The 17,791-nt window shown below is 64.7% G+C and carries 16 protein-coding genes and 1 pseudogene; 11 read left to right on the top strand and 6 right to left on the bottom strand.

Features of this window, described 5'->3' with window-relative positions:
- From pdxY to glgC, 3 genes are all read right to left on the bottom strand, one after another.
- Positions 1-414, bottom strand: a 414-nt coding sequence (pdxY, locus tag VGH68_RS14935) for a pyridoxal kinase (protein WP_331604420.1), incomplete at its 3' end; no start/stop codon positions are given.
- A 216-nt stretch (positions 415-630) separates the two neighbouring features.
- Positions 631-2,091, bottom strand: coding sequence for a glycogen synthase GlgA (gene glgA, locus VGH68_RS14940; protein ID WP_331604421.1), 1,461 nt, complete (start codon positions 2,089-2,091; stop codon positions 631-633).
- Between the two features lie 162 nt (positions 2,092-2,253).
- Positions 2,254-3,519, bottom strand: coding sequence for a glucose-1-phosphate adenylyltransferase (gene glgC / locus VGH68_RS14945; RefSeq protein ID WP_331604422.1), 1,266 nt, complete (start codon positions 3,517-3,519; stop codon positions 2,254-2,256).
- A gap of 483 nt (positions 3,520-4,002) precedes the next feature.
- On the opposite strand from glgC, the gene VGH68_RS14950 reads away from it, so the two are divergent.
- The 3 genes and pseudogenes from VGH68_RS14950 (at position 4,003) to VGH68_RS14960 (ending at position 6,526) form a co-directional block, all read left to right on the top strand.
- Complete coding sequence (locus VGH68_RS14950) at positions 4,003-5,175, top strand: alpha/beta fold hydrolase (RefSeq protein WP_414696944.1); 1,173 nt, start codon at positions 4,003-4,005, stop codon at positions 5,173-5,175.
- A 562-nt stretch (positions 5,176-5,737) separates the two neighbouring features.
- A pseudogene (locus VGH68_RS14955) lies at positions 5,738-6,255 on the top strand (DUF2778 domain-containing protein).
- Entirely contained in the window at positions 6,236-6,526 is a 291-nt protein-coding gene (locus tag VGH68_RS14960) for a hypothetical protein (protein WP_331604424.1), read from the top strand. Before VGH68_RS14955 ends, VGH68_RS14960 begins: the two are co-directional and overlap by 20 nt.
- A gap of 17 nt (positions 6,527-6,543) precedes the next feature.
- On the opposite strand, the gene VGH68_RS14965 is transcribed toward VGH68_RS14960, so the two are convergent.
- Positions 6,544-7,539: an LLM class flavin-dependent oxidoreductase gene (locus tag VGH68_RS14965; protein ID WP_331604425.1), complete on the bottom strand. Its 996-nt coding sequence runs from the start codon at positions 7,537-7,539 to the stop codon at positions 6,544-6,546.
- 362 nt (positions 7,540-7,901) lie between these two features.
- Between VGH68_RS14965 and VGH68_RS14970 the strand changes: the two genes are divergently transcribed.
- The 3 genes from VGH68_RS14970 to VGH68_RS14980 all read left to right on the top strand — a co-directional run bounded on the left by VGH68_RS14970 (position 7,902) and on the right by VGH68_RS14980 (position 11,760).
- Positions 7,902-9,503 (top strand): rhodanese homology domain-containing protein, encoded by a 1,602-nt coding sequence (locus VGH68_RS14970; protein WP_331604426.1) that lies wholly within the window; start codon positions 7,902-7,904, stop codon positions 9,501-9,503.
- 669 nt (positions 9,504-10,172) lie between these two features.
- Positions 10,173-10,724 (top strand): outer membrane protein assembly factor BamE domain-containing protein, encoded by a 552-nt coding sequence (gene bamE, locus VGH68_RS14975; protein WP_331604427.1) that lies wholly within the window; start codon positions 10,173-10,175, stop codon positions 10,722-10,724.
- Between the two features lie 82 nt (positions 10,725-10,806).
- Positions 10,807-11,760 (top strand): patatin-like phospholipase family protein, encoded by a 954-nt coding sequence (locus tag VGH68_RS14980; RefSeq protein WP_331604428.1) that lies wholly within the window; start codon positions 10,807-10,809, stop codon positions 11,758-11,760.
- Positions 11,761-11,791: 31 nt separating this feature from the next.
- Here the strand turns inward: VGH68_RS14980 and VGH68_RS14985 are convergent, their stop codons facing one another.
- Positions 11,792-13,072, bottom strand: a complete 1,281-nt coding sequence (locus VGH68_RS14985; protein ID WP_331604429.1) for a HipA domain-containing protein — start codon at positions 13,070-13,072, stop codon at positions 11,792-11,794.
- Positions 13,062-13,400 (bottom strand): helix-turn-helix transcriptional regulator, encoded by a 339-nt coding sequence (locus VGH68_RS14990; RefSeq protein ID WP_331604430.1) that lies wholly within the window; start codon positions 13,398-13,400, stop codon positions 13,062-13,064. Before VGH68_RS14990 ends, VGH68_RS14985 begins: the two co-directional genes overlap by 11 nt.
- A 455-nt stretch (positions 13,401-13,855) precedes the next feature.
- Here VGH68_RS14990 and VGH68_RS14995 point away from each other — a divergent pair, with 455 nt between their 5' ends.
- The 5 genes from VGH68_RS14995 to VGH68_RS15015 all read left to right on the top strand — a co-directional run.
- Positions 13,856-14,545 carry a histidine ABC transporter permease HisQ gene (locus tag VGH68_RS14995; RefSeq protein WP_331604431.1) on the top strand — a complete coding sequence of 230 codons (690 nt, stop codon included), beginning with the start codon at positions 13,856-13,858 and terminating at the stop codon, positions 14,543-14,545.
- A 5-nt stretch (positions 14,546-14,550) separates the two neighbouring features.
- A complete protein-coding gene (locus VGH68_RS15000) occupies positions 14,551-15,264 on the top strand; it encodes an ABC transporter permease (protein ID WP_331604432.1) in 714 nt (237 codons plus the stop codon).
- 98 nt (positions 15,265-15,362) lie between these two features.
- A complete protein-coding gene (locus tag VGH68_RS15005) occupies positions 15,363-16,154 on the top strand; it encodes an ABC transporter ATP-binding protein (protein ID WP_331604433.1) in 792 nt (263 codons plus the stop codon).
- A 50-nt stretch (positions 16,155-16,204) separates the two neighbouring features.
- Positions 16,205-17,251 carry a GlxA family transcriptional regulator gene (locus VGH68_RS15010; protein WP_331604434.1) on the top strand — a complete coding sequence of 349 codons (1,047 nt, stop codon included), beginning with the start codon at positions 16,205-16,207 and terminating at the stop codon, positions 17,249-17,251.
- 246 nt (positions 17,252-17,497) lie between these two features.
- Positions 17,498-17,791 (top strand): aminotransferase class III-fold pyridoxal phosphate-dependent enzyme (locus tag VGH68_RS15015; RefSeq protein WP_331604435.1); only part of this gene is annotated, 294 nt, incomplete at its 3' end.

A 17,791-nucleotide genomic window follows, 5' to 3' on the forward strand; every position in this document is an offset into this window, starting at 1 on the left:
CACTTCCGGCATGGTGCGCACGAGAAATTCCTGAATGCCCGGTTCGACCTTGCAGCCGCTCGCGGCGCCCATCACCGGATCGCAGAAGTACCACGCGCGCGGATTGGCGGCCTTCACGGCCTTGACGATCTCCAGCACCGCTTGCGCCTGCTCGGGCGTGCCCAGGTAGCCGGACAGCACGGCGTCGCAGCGCGGCAGCATGCCGATCGCGCCGATCCCTTCGACGAGCTCTTCCATCTGCGAGGCCTCGATCGCGCCGCCGGTCCAATGACCGTATTGCGTGTGGTTCGAGAACTGCACGGTATTGAGCGGCCAGACATTGACGCCGAGCCGCCGCATCGGGAATTCGGCCGCGCTATTGCCGGCGTGCCCGAAGACGACATGTGACTGGATGCTCAGAACGTTTTTCGTCATGGTGTGGCCCGCGCAAGCGTGGTGCGCGATCAATGAGAACGGAAGGATGGCCGCGGTAACGAACCGGCTTTGGCCGGGCGCCTGAAGCGGCGTGATTGTGTTTCGTGACTGATTTTCAGATGGTGCAAGAAAAATGCGCTATCTGCATAGTGAGGAAACAATACATGAGTTTGTCACGCGCGAGTCGATCCGTCCCCGTGTTGTTGCGTCGAACCATCAGGATAGTTCGCGATACAAGGCCAGATAGCGCTCGGCCGAGGCGCCCCAGCCGAAATCCTGGTGCATCGCGCGGCGTTGCGTGGCTTTCCACTCGGTGCGCCGGTCATAGAGCGCAAACGCGCGGCGGATCGCCGCCGCAATGCCTTTCGGCTCGAATCGTTCGAAGACGAAGCCTGTAGCGAGGTCCTCGGCGAGATTTTCGAGCGACGCGTCCACAACAGTGTCCGCGAGGCCGCCGACGCAATGCACGAGCGGCAGCGACCCATAAGCCAGCGCATACAGTTGCGTCAGCCCGCAAGGCTCGAAGCGCGACGGCACCGCGATCACGTCGCTGCCGGCGACGATCGTATGCGCGAGCGTTTCGTCGAAACCCAGTTCGACCGCCACCGATTCCGGATGCGCATGCGCGGCGTGTTTCAAACCGTTTTCGAGCGCCGGGTCGCCGGTGCCGAACACCACCAGCTGCCCGCCGCGTTTAACAATTTCCGGCACCGCCTCGAGCAGCAGGTCAAGGCCTTTCTGCTCGGTCAGCCGGCTCACCACGCCGAATAGCAGCGCATCGCTTTTCTGCGCGAGGCCGAAGCGCTTTTGCAGCGCCTCTTTGCAGGCCAGTTTGCCGGCGAGACGGGTGTCCGTGTAGTGATCTTCGAGCAGCGCGTCGGTGGCGGGATTCCACACCGAGTAGTCGACGCCGTTCAGGATGCCGCTCAGATCGTGCGAGCGATGGCGCAGCAAGCCGTCGAGCCCGCCACCTTGGGCCAGAGTCTGGATTTCGCGGGCGTAAGTCGGGCTGACGGTGGTGATGCGGTCGCTGTAGTAAAGGCCTGCCTTGAGAAACGACAACTGCCCATAGAATTCGACGCCGCGCATGTTGAAGAAGTCATCCGGCAGCGCCAACTGGCCGAACTGATGCGCCGGAAAAACGCCCTGATACGCGAGGTTGTGCACCGTAAAGACGCTGCGCGCGAAGCGCTTGCCGTGCTGCCGTTCGGCCGCTTTCAGATAGGCCGGCGCGAGCCCCGCATGCCAGTCGTGCGCGTGGATGATCTGCGGCGACCATGCCGGGTCCAGTTTCTGGGCGAGTTGCGCGGCGACCCAGCCGAGCAGCGCGAAACGCTGCGCGTTGTCGCCGTAGGGCACGTGCTCGCCGTCCAGATACGGATTGCCGGGGCGGTCGTACAGCGACGCCGCGCGGATTACGTAGACGGTGAGCCCGTTGGCGGGCAGCGTGCCGCGCTCGAGCGTCACGTCCGGCGCGCCGAAACGGCGCCCCAGCTGCGCGACGGGCCGCAGCTCGCGCAAACCGGCGAGCACCGCTGGAAAGCCGGGCAGCAGCACCCGCACATCGGCGCCGCGCTCGATCAGCGCGGACGGCAACGCGCCCGCCACGTCGGCCAGACCGCCCGTTTTGAGAAGGGGATACAGCTCGCTTGCGACGTGCAGCGCGCGAATCGTCATAGGCCGGGTCTCTGTCAGGTTGAGTGGGTTGCCTGGGGGTGCCTTTCGAGGTTGCCTTCAGGGTTGCCAGCGGCTGCGCGCCGCGCATCGGCGCCGCGCCGCCGGCCGAGCGCTTATCGCCGCCGGCGCCGGACGGGCGCGCACCCGCTCGGCAGATGCGCGTTATTTGCGCTGTTGGTGCAGCGCTTCTTCCGTGACGAGCACGACCCCGTCGTCAGTGCGATAAAAACGCTCGGCGTCGCTCGCCGGGTCTTCGCCGATCACCGTGCCTTCCGGAATCGAGCAGCCGCGATCGATCACCACCTTCTGCAGGCGGCAGCTCGCGCCGACCGTGACCTGCGGCAACAAGACTGCCTCATTGATATTACAGAACGAACTCACTTTGACATTCGACGACAGCACCGAGCGCGAAATCTGCGAGCCGGAAATCACGCAGCCGCCGCACACGATCAGGTTATTGCCCGAGCCCTGCAAGCCCTTCATGTCGCGCACGAACTTCGCCGGCGGCAGTTGCTCCTGGTAGGTCCAGATCGGCCAGCTGCGGTCGTACAGGTCGAGCGTCGGGATCGTCGATGCGAGGTCGAGATTCGCGGCCCAGTAAGCGTCGATCGTGCCGACGTCGCGCCAGTACGGCTCGACGTTCGGATCCGACGACACGCACGACATGCTGAACGGATGCGCGATCGCCACGCCCTGGGTGACCACGCGCGGCAGGATGTCCTTGCCGAAGTCGTGGTCGGTGTCGATCGACGCGATGTTTTCTTCGAGCAGCGCATACAGGTAGTCGGCGCTGAACACGTAAATGCCCATGCTCGCGAGCGCGCTGTCGGGGCGGCCGGGCATCGCCGGCGGATCGGCCGGCTTTTCGACGAAGCCGGTCACGCGGCGATTCTCGTCGACCGCCATCACGCCGAACGCGACCGCCTCCATGCGCGGCACCTCGATGCAGCCGACCGTGCAGTCCGCGCCGCTGTCCGCGTGATCGGCGATCATGCGCGTGTAGTCCATCTTGTAGACGTGGTCGCCCGCGAGCACGACCACGTACTTCGGGCGGATCGAGCGGATGATGTCGAGGTTCTGGAACACCGCATCCGCGGTGCCGCGATACCAGTGCGCGCCTTCGACCCGCTGCTGTGCGGGCCACAGGTCGATGAACTCGCCCATTTCGCCGCGCAGGAAACCCCAGCCGCGCTGCAGATGACGCAGCAGCGAATGCGCTTTGTACTGGGTGACGACCGCGATGCGGCGGATGCCCGAATTCAGGCAGTTGGAGAGCGCAAAGTCGATGATCCGGTATTTGCCGCCGAAGTGAACCGCCGGCTTGACGCGCTTGTTGGTGAGCGGGCCGAGGCGGGTGCCCCGTCCGCCCGCGAGGACGATCGCGAGGGTGGTGCGTTGCAGGTCGTTCAGCCGAGCCGGAGTGCTCATTTTCGTCTCCCATGCAAGATACTTGCTGATTGGTATGCCCCCGGATGGTCTGATCGCGTGCTGTTCACCGGCGCGTCGACTTTTGTGGCGAGCCGCGCCAGCCGCGCTACTGCCTTTTTTTGGCGTATGCCGCCGAGGTTGCGCGGGCCTGTCAGGTAGTTCTAGCACCGATTCGATGCAAGCGACCAGTCTTTATCGCACCGGTCGCGCGCCGGGTCATCCTCGCACGATCGCCTTTCGCCGCGGGCCGCTCCGTGCGGCGAGACACATAGGGCGCGAGGTCGCGCGCAAAGCCAGGCATCCACTGGCATCGCAATATGCATACCACATGCGTCGGGCGATGCCGCGTGCGCGATGCCCATGCACGGTTGGCGGCGCGCTCCGGCGGGGCGTCGTAGAATCGTGCGCTCCCGGCAGGAGGACCGACGCGGGCCGCCGCGGCACCGATCCTCGTAGCTTCATTTCTTTTTCGGAAAAGTCCCGATGAGTCTTAGCCGTCCACCCCTGCTAGTCCTATTGCGTGTCTGCACTGTCTTCGCGGTGTCGATGATGTCCGGTGCTTACGCCGCTACGCCGGCCAGCGTGGCCAGTGCAGCCACTGCAGCCAGCGCAGCCAGTGCAGCCAGTGCGGCCGGCGCCGCCGGCACGCACAGCCAGCCGGGTCCGCTCGCCGCGAGCGCCGTGGCGGCGTCCGCCGTCGACGACCCGGGGCCCGCCTATGGACCGGAACTGCAAGGCTTCAACTATCCGGCGCCGGTCGAGCGCTTCGAGTTCACGTCGCAACGCGTGCCTTTGCAGATGGCCTACATGGACGTCAAGCCGGCTCATCCGAACGGACGCACCGTCGTGTTGCTGCATGGCAAGAACTTCTGCTCGGCGACGTGGGACGCGACCATCCATCGATTGAGCGACGCCGGCTACCGGGTGGTCGCGCCGGACCAGATCGGCTTTTGCAAATCGACCAAGCCGGAGCATTACCAATACAGCTTCCAGCAGCTCGCGCGCAACACGCACGCGCTGCTCGAATCGATCGGCGTGAACGACGCGACGGTGGTCGGCCATTCGACCGGCGGCATGCTTGCGATCCGCTATGCGCTGATGTATCCGCACGAAACGCAGCAACTGGTGCTGGTCAATCCGATCGGACTCGAGGACTGGAAGGCGAAGGGCGTGCCGTCGCTGTCGGTCGACCAGTGGTATCAGCGTGAACTGAAGACGACCGCCGACGGCATCCGCCGCTACGAGCAGAGCACCTACTACGCGGGCCAGTGGCGCGCGGACTACGAGCCGTGGGTGCAGATGCTCGCGGGCCTATATCGCGGACCGGGCAAGCAGATCGTCGCGTGGAACTCCGCGCTGCTGTACGACATGATCTACACGCAACCGGTCGTTTATGAATTGGGCCAGTTGAGCATGCCGACGCTGCTGCTGATCGGCCAGAAAGACACGACGGCGATCGGCAAGGACGCCGCGCCGCCCGCGGTGCGCGCGAAGATCGGTCATTACCCGGAGCTGGGCCGCGCGGCCGCGAGGGCAATTCCGCATGCGACGCTGGTCGAATTCGCGGGGCTGGGGCACGCGCCGCAGATGCAGGATCCGGCCGCGTTTCACAAGGCGCTGCTGGAGGGGCTGGCGGCGGTGCCGGCGAATCATTGAGCGCGTTGGGGTAAGACGCCGGGCCGGCGAGCTTGGCGCAGCGGCAATAGACAACGGCGGGCGAGTGCGCTGCCTTTTTCGTGCCCCGGCGGCTATCCCAGTCGATCGGCCCTGTGCTTTTCCGCTGCTGCTTTAAGCGTCGACTAACGGATCGCCTGTTTTCCCCCGGACGACCCGTCACGCGGCTCAGCACCAATGTCGAACGAGCGCAGCCGCGCGTTTGCTCGCCGTTTGCAATTGCGGCCAGTTATCGCATTGGCGTCAATATTGGGCGCACGCCCATTGCAATCAAAAATCAACTCGGTCAAAAATGAGCTGTTCGCGGGATTCGTAGCCATGAAGCGAGTCTCGAAAAGGAGTAAGCGTATTTCGTGACACCGCTCGAAAACATAAGGCCTGCGGCGTTAATCCCGGCGCCACGAATACAAACCGGCGGCGGCCACAAAACTCAGCTATGTCGAATCGATTTCCGGTGATAAATGGGGACACCACCTCGCGTTATTTGGACGGCAACATAAATACACAGGCTCGTGGAACGGGCGCGGCTAAGGGAGCATGGCGGATGGCATATGATGGAAACTTTTTGGTGAATAACGCGGCCTTGTCGCCGCTGACGATTTTCGGTCTCGGCACATTTAACGCTTTTTCAGGTAATGACGCATACCGCAACAGGGGCGGATGCACGGCAATTCCCGATAATGGCCCGATCCCCGCCGGTAGATACTGGATCGTAGATCGGCCTATTGGGGGCATCGGTTCCCAGCTTTACACGTATGCCAAAGATAGCGTGAATACAATCGCAGGGCGTCCATCCGATCACCGCGAATGGTTTGCGCTGTATCGAGACGATGGAAGTATCGACGATGTAACCTGGATCTACGGTGTTGAGCGTGGGCAGTTCCGGTTGCATCCGGCAGGGGGCAAGGCATTTCATTAGGTTGCATCACCTTACCGAGTCATAGCGACTTCGAAACAATTCGGCGCGCGCTGCTGCAGACTGCTACGATCCCGATCCGCAATTCGAGGCTCCGCGCCTACGGAACGATAGAGGTAGAGATTTATGGCGACACTTGCCCGTAGGCTTTTCAAGCTCGCGCTGTTCGTCGGCCTGTTCCGTCTTTTCCTGCCCTACGTCCACACGTATCCGATACCGATGCCGCAGAGCCAGGAACTTGCGTGGCTGCACGTCGCCAACCGGCTCGGTATGCGTGATCCGGACGATCTGTTTTTCGTGGTGACGGTGGGCATGAACTTGATTGCCGCCGCGCTTGCCTATGCGGCGATCATCAAGCTATGGCGGTACTGCAGGGGCAAAGAGCGGACATGGCGGGAAGGCCAATCGAGGCCTTGAAGCGTTTCGCGAACCGCTCATTTTCCCGCTTTCAACGCTTCACGCACCTGCGCGCCAATTTCGAACGAGCGCAGCCGCGCCTGCTGATCGTAAATCTGCGCGGTCAGCATCAGTTCGTTCGCGCCGGTTTGCTCGATGATCGATTGCAGCCCTTCGCGCACCGTGTCGCGATCGCCGACTACCGAACAGGCAAGTGCGTGCGCGACGTTGTTCAACTCCATCTCCGATGCGTCCAGCCTGTCGACCGGCGGCTGCAGCTGCCCCGGCGTGCCGCGCCGCAAACTGATGAACTGCTGCTGCAGCGACGTGAAAAGACGCGCCGCTTCATCGTTGCTGTCCGCCGCGAAAAGATTGACGCCGACCATCGCATACGGCTTGTCGAGCGTGGTCGACGGCCGGAACTGCGCGCGATACACCTGCAGCGCGGTCATCAGGTAATCGGGCGCGAAGTGCGACGCGAACGCGAACGGCAAGCCGAGGGCCGCAGCCAACTGCGCGCTGTACAGCGACGAGCCGAGCAGCCATAGCGGCACATGCAGGCCAGCACCGGGCACCGCCCGAATGCGCTGGCCCTCGACCGGATCGGCGAAATAGCGTTGCAGTTCGGCGACGTCGTCTGGGAAAGTTTCGGCGCTCGCCTGCAGATCGCGGCGCAGCGCGCGGGCAGTGACCTGATCGGTGCCCGGCGCGCGGCCAAGGCCGAGGTCGATGCGGCCGGGATAGAGCGACGCCAGCGTGCCGAACTGTTCGGCGATCACCAGCGGCGCATGATTGGGCAGCATGATGCCGCCGGAGCCGACCCGGATGGTCTGCGTGCCGCCGGCCACATAGCCGATCACGACCGAGGTCGCCGCGCTCGCAATGCCGGGCATATTGTGATGTTCGGCCAGCCAGAAGCGCTTGTAGTGCAGTTTTTCCGCGTACTGCGCGAGTTCGAGCGTATTCCTGAAGGCATCTGCCGGCGTGGCGCCCGCGGCGACCGGCGAGAGGTCGAGGACCGAGAAGGGAATCATCGTGTGTGTAGCGGGTGTTGGCGGCGCTGTCGCGCGATGGGGCATTGTGGCAAAGCCCGCATTTTTCTGCTGACGGCGCGCCGATGTCCACGTCGGCGAAAGGGTCTGCCGGCGCCGCGCGGCGGCGCGTGGCGCGGAAATTGCGCGTCGCCTGCGTGGCCGGGTGCTTGCACCTTGCGTGCACGATGCGAGCGCATGACGGCAGTCAGGACGGGCGAACACGAGCATTGAAAGCACCAGCAGCGGCAGTAATTCAATAGTGACCGTGCGCCGATCGGCATTCGAGAGTACGGTTGAAGCATCGGTGCGGTGACGCGATGTGTTGCCGAATATCTGGAATGTTGGAAGGAGTCTCCGATCCCATGAATGTCGTCAAAGAGTTTCGTACCCGATCATTCACCGACGTGTGCCACGCGTTGCTCGATCGCGCGGAGATCGCGCTCGTCGACGTGCGTGAGGAAGAGCCGCACGCACGCAGTCATCCGTTGTTCGCCGCTAACCTGCCGTTCTCGCGGCTCGAACTCGAAGCGCCGGCGCGCCTGCCGCGTCCGGCCGTGCCGATCGTCGTGTTCGACGATGGCGAAGGTCTGGCCGAGCGCGCGGCCGCGCGTCTGGCACAACTGGGCTACAGCGACGTCGCGTTGCTCGAAGGCGGTCTGCAAGGCTGGCGCGAAGCGGGCGGCGAGCTGTTCAGCGACGTCAACGTGCCGAGCAAGGCATTCGGCGAACTGGTCGAGAGCGTGCGCCATACGCCGTCGCTGTCCGCGCACGAGGTGCAGGCGCTGATCGATCGCGAGGCCGGCGTCGTCGTGCTCGACGCGCGCCGCTTCGAAGAATTCCACACGATGAACATTCCCGGCAGCATCAACGTGCCGGGCGCGGAGCTGGTGTTGCGCGCGCGGCAGCTCGCGCCGGATCCGGCCACCCGCATCGTCGTCAATTGCGCGGGGCGCACGCGCAGCATCATCGGTGCGCAGTCGCTGATCAATGCGGGCGTGCCCAATCCGGTCGCCGCGCTGCGCAACGGCACGATGGGCTGGACGCTGGCCGGCCAGCCGCTCGCGCATGGCAGCACGCGGCGCTTCGAAGGCGCGGTCGACGACGTGTTGCGGCTTGCCGCCGCCGCGGGCGCACGCGCGGTCGCCGATCGCGCCCGCGTGGGCCGCACGTCACGCGACGAGGCGCGCCGCTGGGCCGACGAAGAAGTGCGCACCGTGTATCGCTTCGACGTGCGCACGCCGCAGGAGTACGAGGCGGGCCACGTGCCCGGCTTTCGCAGCGCGCCGGGCGGTCAGCTCGTGCAGGAAACCGATACTTACGCGCCGGTGCGCGGCGCACGGGTGATCCTCGCGGACAACGACGGGGTGCGCGCGAACATGAGCGCGTCGTGGCTCGCGCAGATGAACATGGAGGTGTTCGTGGTCGATGGTCTGCTCGCAGCCGATTTCTCCGAGAAGGGCACGGCGCCGCTCGCGCGCCATGCGATCGCGCCGCCCGACGTCGACCAGATCGAGCCGGCCGGGCTCGCCGCGTTGCTGCAGTCGCCAGGCAGCGTGGTGCTCGATTTCGCGCATAGCGCGAACTATGTGAAGCGGCACATTCCGGGCGCGTGGTTCGTGATCCGCAGCCAGCTCGACGACGCGTTGCGCACGCTGCCCGATGCGAAGCGCTATGTGGTGACGTGCGGCAGTGGCGTGCTCGCGCGCTTCGTCGCGCCGGAACTCGCGGCATCGACCGGACGGCCGGTGCAGGTGCTGCGCGGCGGCACGGCCGCGTGGATCGACGCGGGCTTGCCGGTCGAAGCGGGCGGCACGCGGATGGCGTCGCCCCGCATCGACCATTACCAGCGTCCGTATGAAGGCACCGACAATGCGCGGGAAGCGATGAGCGCGTATCTGGAATGGGAACAGGGGCTCGTCGCACAGCTCGCGCGCGATGGCACGCACGGTTTTCGTGTGATCTGAGCGACTGAGCCGCGCGAGGCCGCGCGAATCATCTGCCGATTTGGTGTAAACGCGCTCTCGTAGAACGCGTCGAACGCGTTTAGATTAGCGGCATCTGGAAGGCTTATCGAGGGACCAGGGCGGCCACACAAGGCAGCGGTTTGTCACTCCGGCGATGGCGCAAGGTGAGCGGCCAAGGTTGCTCATCGCTTCGTCCGGAACAGACCGCTGCGCGTCGTCCGCGGTGCTTCGCACGAGGCGGCTCGCAAGCCGCCGTCACTTTCCGGTTGACGGTATCGACCGAACTGGCGACGCATCGCACCGCGTCGCTTTTTTGCTTCTGGCTCCGTCTGTTCGTGCGTGCTGCTTGCGCTTTCTCGCTTTCTGCCGCACGGTTGCGTGTCGCCGAGATTCGTCGCGCGCTCCGCGTCGCCATCCGCTGCTTCTATCCGCTGCTTCCATCGCGTGCTTCTCTGCGCTTTGCGTCCCTTCGTCGCGGCCTGAGCGCAAGGGCTTGCGTGCGCGGCCGCACTTGCCGTCCGTGCGCGTGTCGCGGTTTTGCGCGTGCGCGGTTATGCTTGTAGTACACACTACAGACCGGCAACGCGCGCCTATACCGTGTGTGTGCTTCAGGTACCGCACGTACCCAGGCTACCGCACGCACCGCGCGCATCCGGACAGGGAACCGCCGTGAACCTCAAACCGCTCGGTGTCGCAGCGCTGGCAGCATGCATCGCGCTGGCTGGCTGCGACCAGCAGCAGAGCGATCAAGCCGTGCAAAAACTCAAGGACTTCTTCAACGCCGTCAAACCGGACGCGTTGCTACTCAAGGGCATGACGCCCGGCGTCACGACCGAAGCGCAGATCCGCGCGCAGATGGGCAAGCCCGAAACCGAGCGTACCTTCACCGACGGCTCGAAGCGCTTCGAATATCCGCGCGGTCCGCAAGGCCTCAATACGTACATGGTCGACATCGACCGCGACGGCAAGCTGCAGGCGATTACGCAGGTGCTGACCGCCGAGAACTTCGCGAAGATCCGTCAGGGCATGAGCGAGGACGAGGTGCGCCGATTGCTCGGTAAGCCCGGTGAGATCGCGGTGTTTCCACTCAAGCCGGAGACCGTGTGGAGCTGGAAGTGGCGCGAGGGCGGCGTGACCGAAGAAGGCATCTTCAATGTGCATTTCGACGCGCATCGGAAGGTGTACACCACGTCGCGCTCGGATGTGATACGGGGGCGCTAGCTAGCGCGTTTCGCGTTCGTGCACGCGCGAGCCGGTGTGGCAGGCGAAGCTAAAAGCAGCAGGCAGAAGAACGGGGTGACTGATGATACGTCGACGTCGATACAGCCGGATCGGGCTGGTGTTAGGGGGCGGCGCCGCGCGCGGCTGGGCGCATATCGGCGCGATTCGCGCGCTGCACGATGCCGGCATCAAGCCCGACGTGGTGTGCGGTACGTCGATTGGCGCGCTGGTCGGTGCGGTCTACGCGAACGGCGATCTCGACTGGCTCGAGGAGTGGGTGTCGCGCCTCACGTGGCAGACGGTGGTGCGGCTGCTCGATCTGCGCGTGTCGGGCGGCCTGCTCGGCGGACGCAAGGTGATCCAGCTATTCGCCGACAAATTCGCCGGCCGTTCGATCGCGCAACTGCACATGCCGTACGCGGCGGTGGCAACCGAGCTCGATACCGGCCGCGAAATCTGGCTGCAGGACGGCAGCACGATCGACTCGGTACGCGCGTCGATCGCGATTCCAGGTATTTTCACGCCGGTGTGGCACAACGGCGTGTGGCTCGTCGACGGCGGGCTCAGCAATCCGGTACCGGTATCGGTTGCGCGCGGCATGCGCGCGGACTGCGTGATCGCGATCGATCTGAACAACGACATCCTGAACGGCCGCGACTTCGGCGGCCCGGTCGTCGAAACCCCCGCGCTCGATCCGGGCGCGCCGCGGCCGGTCGCGCTGCGCCGCAACGGCAAGCCTTGGCCGCGCTGGCTCGCGCCGGCCGAAGCCAGCGCGAGCGACGACGTGCGGGTGCCGCCGAAGCCGAGCGGGCATGTGCCGTCGATGCTTAGCTCGATCGCGCAAAGCATCGACATCATGCAGGTGCGGATCACACGCAGCCGGCTCGCCGGCGAGCCCGCCGATATCCTGATCCAGCCGCGCCTCGGCGGCATGGGCATCTTCGACTTTCACCGCGCGGCACCGGCCATCGAGGAAGGGCGCGCGGCGGTCGAGCACATGCTGCCGGCGATCCGCGCGCGGCTCACGCTCGATTGACGCATCGGCTGATACGCGCGACGCCGTCGGACTATTGCAGCAGCGCGGCGAGTTCGGCCGGCGCGCCTTCGAACGCGAACGGGTTGAGAAACTGACGCCGCCACATCAGCTCGCGATCGACGTGACCGAGCTGCGCGTCGGCGCACACCGCGTCCCAGCGTTCGAGAATCAGTTCGACCTGCTGCCGCGCGAGCGCGATGGCTTCGTCATGCGACAGCAGGAATAGCGGCGCCGCCTTGACGCACGTATCGATGCGGCTGAGGCGTTCGTTGCCGACGATCAGCATCGCCTGAGTCGCCTCGTTGCCCGCGCGCGCCTGGGGGCAGATGTCGTATGCGGGCGTGAGCGTCAGCTCGCGACCGTTCCAGTAGGCGGCATGATTGCGTGCGTGGTCGTCGGTATTGCCGCTCAGCACATTGAACAGCAGCCGCGCGAACAGCTCCTTTGCCGTCGCGCCAGGCTTCGTGAAGCGATGACGGATCAGCGTCGCGAATTCCTCGTAGCTCGCATAGCGCGCCATCATTTCGTCGAGTTCGAACAGCGTCAGCGCCGACACCATCGCGCGGCGCTGCCAGCCATCCGGCGTGCGCACCCGGTCGAAGCGCTCGATCAGCAGCACGTCCTTGCCGCCGACGCGTTCGAGGTGGACCGGCGCGGCGTCGATGCCGGCCTCCCCGGCAAGACGCATCGCGATGTATTCGGCCTTCACGACGCTGTAGATGTCGCTTTGCGACGAAAACTTCGCGATGTATTTGCGCTCGGGGGTCGTGATCATCGCCTTCGGACGTGCGCCGCCGATCGAGCTGCCATGAAAAAGGGCCCGTTCGAGGTCGGGACTGAGCTTCACGCCCCGCTCGATGCTCGCCACCGCGCTCTGCAGATCGTCGAGCGAGGCCGACACGGCTTCGCGCGGCACGTATTCGCTGGGCGACAGCTGGAAGTCGAGTGCGCCGATGCGATCCGAGCCGGATTCGAGCAGGTAGGTCATTTCATCGAGCTCGCCGGTGTCGATCTGCGCGCCGCGCGTGCCGAGCTTGCGATTGATGATCACGCGCCGGCCCCAGGCGTCCGGCGCCGCGTCGCGCAGGCAGCCGGGCATCGTCAGCCCGTTCGGCAGAGGCAGTGTGCCGCGCCGCAGCGGAAGCTCGGGTTCGTAGAGGGCAATCGCGTTGTCGCGCGCGAGATAGCTCTGGCCGTAGTTGAACAGTATCTGCTCGCCGGCCCTGACGACGCGTCCGGCCACCACCGGCTCGGTCTCGCCGGGCAGCCAGGTCCACACGAAGGCTTCCTGGTAGGCGGAATCAGAAGTCATCGCGCGTTTCCGGGCGAGGCGCGCGCACCGCGCGCGGCAGCAGCGTGAGCACATCCGCGTTGTTGCGCAGCGCGGCGCTCAGGGCCGGCGCATCGGCATCGAAAAGCCGCACGCCGACGACTGCGGCGGCTTCGAATACCGCACCGATCGAGCAGCGCGGGTCACCTTTTTCGATGCGCTGCACGAGGCTGCGCGACAGCCCGGCGCGCTCGGCGAGTTGAGCCGCGGTGATTTTGCGTTCGAGGCGCGCGCGGCGGATCAATTGACCGAGCAGGCGGGCGGCGTCCAGACTGTAACGCGAGGCGGCACGGGTGGCGGGCGTGGACATGATGAGTTGAATGGTTCACCTATGAGTCGTGAAAGCCCTTCCTGACTCATATGTGATCCATTATGGCGGTGGATCCACCAAAAATCAATCGATGACTCATTTGTGAGCCGCCAAGTCCCTTGACGGGTCGTATACGACTCATTCATCGCTCGATGTGCTGACCCTTCATCGCACGCGGCGTCACGCGCCCTATCGGAAAAGCGACCCGAAACTTGCCAAATCGCGGCACCCGACACCGGGCCGCGTAGCGCATTACGCAAACATCTTCGCTGCGAAACGCAGCACCCGTAATGCCGCGGGAGGTCGGACCCTGTGATGCTGCGTTGCAGCGAGGCGTTCACCCCCATTTGAGAAATCGATTTTCGCTTGCGAGACTCCTCGCCATCGGATCTGCGGGCACGGCCGGGAGGCCGCCGCGGTCCGCGCGATTTCAATAAACCTGGATGGAGACACGCGTGTTCCTATACGGCTATGGTCCGCTGCTGCTTGCGGGCGCGATCCAGACGATCGAGTTGTCCGTTCTGTCGCTGGCGGCCGCGGTGTTGCTCGGCCTCGCGGGCGCGGCGGCGAAACTCTCGTTCAATCGCCCGATGCGGGCGACCGCGACCGCCTATACCACGCTGATCCGCTCGGTGCCCGATCTGGTGCTGATGCTGCTGCTGTTCTACAGCATCCAGATCGCGGTCAACGATCTCACCGACGCGTTCGGCTGGGCGCAGTTCGACATCGACCCGTTCGTGGCCGGCGTGATGACGCTCGGTTTCATCTACGGCGCGTACTTCACCGAAACCTTCCGCGGTGCGTTCCTGGCGGTGCCGCGCGGCCAGCTGGAGGCGGGCAGCGCGTACGGCATGAGCGGCGCGCGCGTGTTCACGCGCATTCTGTTTCCACAGATGATGCGCTTCGCGCTGCCCGGCATCGGCAACAACTGGCAGGTGCTCGTCAAAGCGACCGCGCTGGTGTCGATCATCGGTCTCGCCGATGTCGTCAAGGCCGCGCAGGACGCGGGCAAGAGCACCTTCAACATGTTTTTCTTCATCCTGATCGCCGCGCTGATCTATCTGGCGATCACCACGGTATCGAATCTCGCGCTGATCTGGCTGAATCGGCGCTACTCGATCGGCGTGCGCCACGCGGAGCTCTGAACGGCATGATCGATATCCTCAATCAGTTCTGGCGCGCGTACCTGTTCTGGGACGGTCAGCGCATCTCAGGTCTCGCGGTCACGATGTGGTTGCTGGTCGCATCGATCGGAATCGGCTTCGTGTGCTCGGTGCCGCTGGCGGTCGCACGCGTATCGAGGAAGCGCTGGCTGTCGACACCGGTGCGTCTCTATACCTATGTGTTTCGCGGGACGCCGCTCTACGTGCAGTTGCTGCTGATCTACACCGGCATGTACAGCCTCGCGTTCGTGCGCTCACATAGCCTGCTCGACGCGTTCTTTCGCAGCGGCTTTCACTGCGCGGTGCTCGCGTTCGCATTGAACACCTGCGCGTACACGACCGAGATTTTCGCGGGGGCCATCCGTTCGACGTCTCACGGCGAAGTGGAAGCGGCGCGCGCGTATGGCATGAGCGGGTTCACGATGTATCGGCGCATTGTGATACCGTCCGCGCTGCGCCGCGCGCTGCCGTTGTACAGTAATGAAGTGATCCTGATGCTGCACGCGACCACAGTCGCATTCACGGCCACGGTGCCCGACATCCTGAAGGTCGCGCGCGACGCGAACTCGGCAACCTACCAGTCGTTCAACGCCTTCGGGCTCGCGGCGCTGATTTACCTGGTGGTGTCGTTCGCGCTGGTTGCGCTGTTCCGGCGCGCGGAGCGCCATTGGCTTGCGCACCTCGCGGTGCGCACGCATTGAGCGTGGGCTCGACGATATAGCGCCGCACGCGCGGCCGCTTCGACGTGCCGGCATCGCATTACACCGATCTGTATTCTCACAGGCATAGGGAGAGCGTTTTGCTCCATACCACTCAAACCGAAGCGTGCAAGCTCGCGGTACAGGACGTCCACAAGCGCTACGGCGACAACGAAGTGCTCAAGGGCGTATCGCTCAACGCGAACAAGGGCGACGTGATCAGCATCATCGGCGCGAGCGGCTCCGGCAAGAGCACCTTCCTGCGCTGCATCAACTTTCTGGAACGGCCGAACGCCGGGCAGATCATCGTCGACGGCGAAGCGGTCAAGACCCGAACCGACCGCGCCGGCAATCTCGAAGTCGCCGATCACAAGCAGTTGCAGCGCATCCGCACGAAGCTCGCGATGGTGTTCCAGCACTTCAACCTGTGGGCGCATATGAACGTGATCGAGAACGTCGTCGAGGCGCCGATGCATGTGCTCGGTTTGAAGCGCAAGGAAGCCGAGGACCGCGCGCGTGAATATCTGGAGAAAGTGGGCCTCGCGCCGCGCGTCGAAAAGCAATATCCGTCGCATCTGTCGGGCGGCCAGCAGCAGCGCGTCGCGATCGCGCGCGCACTCGCGATGAATCCTGACGTGATGCTGTTCGACGAGCCGACCTCCGCGCTCGACCCCGAACTCGTCGGCGAAGTGTTGAAGGTGATGCAGAAGCTTGCGGAAGAAGGCCGTACGATGATCGTCGTCACGCACGAAATGAGCTTCGCGCGCAACGTGTCGAACCATGTGATGTTCCTGCACCAGGGCCGCACCGAGGAAGAGGGCAACCCGGCCGAGGTGCTGAGTGCGCCACGCAGCGAGCGCCTCAAGCAGTTCCTGTCCGGCAGCCTGAAGTAACGCGCGCGGTTCGCGTCTTAGTGCCTGACTCAGCGCCACGATCACCCGCGATGGCCCGCACGTCCACCCCGGCTCGCACGACACAGGTCGCGATCGTTGCGTTGCCACCGGTGTCGATGTCGGGCGTCGGACCGATCGTCGATGCGCTCAATCTCGCCAATGAAATCGACGGCCGCGCGCTGTACCGCGTGCAGGTCTGTTCGTGGGACGGGCGCGCGGTGCCGCTCTCGGGCGGCGCGCAATGGCCGGCCGACGCCGCGTTCGGCGACGCGATCGTGTGCGACTGGCTGATCGTCATTAGCGAACGTTTCCAGCAGTTCGCCGACTACCGGCTGTTTCTCGCGAGTCTCGCGCGTGTCGGTCAACGCACGCCGCTCGTCACCGGAATTCACCACGGCGTGTGGTGGCTCGCGATGGCCGGCCAATTGTCCGGCTATCGCGTCAGCGTCAACTGGGAAACCTATCAGCAGTTTTCCGAACAGTTCGAGCGTTCGATCGTCACCCAGCAGATCTTCGAAATCGACCGCGATCGCGCGACCTGCGCGGGCGGCCAGGCGAGCGTCGACTTCATGCTCGCGATGATCGGCCGCGAGCACGGCGCCGAACTCGCGGAGCGCATCGCCGATACGCTCGGGGTCGGGACGTTGCGCACCGGCGACGAGCGTCAGCGCATTCCATTCGTGACCGCGCCCGGCGAGCGCCATCCGCGTCTGAACGATGCGCTGCTGCTGATGGAAGCGAATATCGAGGATCCGCTCACCAGCGACGAAATCGCCGGCCTCGTCGGCGTATCGCGGCGCCAGTTGGAGCGTCTGTTTCGCCAGTATCTCGGCTCGATGCCGTCCAAATACTATCTCGGGCTGCGGCTGTCGAAGGCGCGCACGCAGCTGCAACGCACCAGCAAATCGGTCGTGCAGATCAGCCTCGCTTGCGGGTTTTCGTCGGCCGCGCATTTTTCGAATGCATACCGGGAACGCTTCGGCGTTACGCCGCGCGAGGATCGGCGCAACTGGATCGACCGGCAAACCGGCGCGCACGGTGCGCCGGTCAGCGAGCCGCGGCCGGGCGCGCTGATCGAGCCGCCGCACGGCGATTGATGGTGTTGCCGCGCATCGGACATGGATTACGCCCGCCACTGCTTGCCCGGAAGCGATCCGGAAGCCTGTTGAAAGCGAGCCGGACATGAATTGGACACGAACCGTTCACACGATACCGGCGAATACCGCGAACGCAGGCTGCGGCGACGCGCGGAACCTCATAGAAGCCGTCGCGTACGCGCAAGACGTATCGGGCGCGGTTTCCTACACTAGCTGTATTACCTGTCACCCGTAAGAGGATTTGCCATGAACGACCTGACTGTGACACGCCAGACCTTCGACGAAGTGATGGTGCCGGTGTTTTCCCCCGCCGCCTTCGTACCGGACCGTGGTGTCGGCTCGCGCGTGTGGGATACGCAAGGCCGCGACTACATCGACTTCGCCGGCGGCATCGCCGTCACCGCGCTCGGTCATGCGCATCCAGAGCTGTTGAAAGTGCTGCACGAGCAGGGCGGCAAGCTGTGGCATATCGGCAATGGCTATACGAACGAGCCGGTGCTGCGCCTCGCCAAACGCCTCGAATACCTCACGTTCGCCGAC

This window comes from Paraburkholderia sp. (assembly GCF_036488505.1).
Taxonomy (GTDB): Bacteria; Pseudomonadota; Gammaproteobacteria; order Burkholderiales; family Burkholderiaceae; genus Paraburkholderia.

What these genes read in the sequence shown, in the direction of transcription:
- glgA (WP_331604421.1), bottom strand. Translation starts at nt 2,091, where the DNA reads ATGACGATTCGCGCGCTGCACGTCGCAAGCGAGCTGTATCCCCTTCTC.
- VGH68_RS14960 (WP_331604424.1), top strand. Translation starts at nt 6,236, where the DNA reads ATGGCGACACTTGCCCGTAGGCTTTTCAAGCTCGCGCTGTTCGTCGGC.
- glgC (WP_331604422.1), bottom strand. Translation starts at nt 3,519, where the DNA reads ATGAGCACTCCGGCTCGGCTGAACGACCTGCAACGCACCACCCTCGCG.
- VGH68_RS14965 (WP_331604425.1), bottom strand. Translation starts at nt 7,539, where the DNA reads ATGATTCCCTTCTCGGTCCTCGACCTCTCGCCGGTCGCCGCGGGCGCC.
- VGH68_RS14990 (WP_331604430.1), bottom strand. Translation starts at nt 13,400, where the DNA reads ATGTCCACGCCCGCCACCCGTGCCGCCTCGCGTTACAGTCTGGACGCC.
- VGH68_RS14970 (WP_331604426.1), top strand. Translation starts at nt 7,902, where the DNA reads ATGAATGTCGTCAAAGAGTTTCGTACCCGATCATTCACCGACGTGTGC.
- VGH68_RS15000 (WP_331604432.1), top strand. Translation starts at nt 14,551, where the DNA reads ATGATCGATATCCTCAATCAGTTCTGGCGCGCGTACCTGTTCTGGGAC.
- VGH68_RS14950 (WP_414696944.1), top strand. Translation starts at nt 4,003, where the DNA reads ATGAGTCTTAGCCGTCCACCCCTGCTAGTCCTATTGCGTGTCTGCACT.
- VGH68_RS14985 (WP_331604429.1), bottom strand. Translation starts at nt 13,072, where the DNA reads ATGACTTCTGATTCCGCCTACCAGGAAGCCTTCGTGTGGACCTGGCTG.
- VGH68_RS15010 (WP_331604434.1), top strand. Translation starts at nt 16,205, where the DNA reads ATGGCCCGCACGTCCACCCCGGCTCGCACGACACAGGTCGCGATCGTT.
- VGH68_RS14980 (WP_331604428.1), top strand. Translation starts at nt 10,807, where the DNA reads ATGATACGTCGACGTCGATACAGCCGGATCGGGCTGGTGTTAGGGGGC.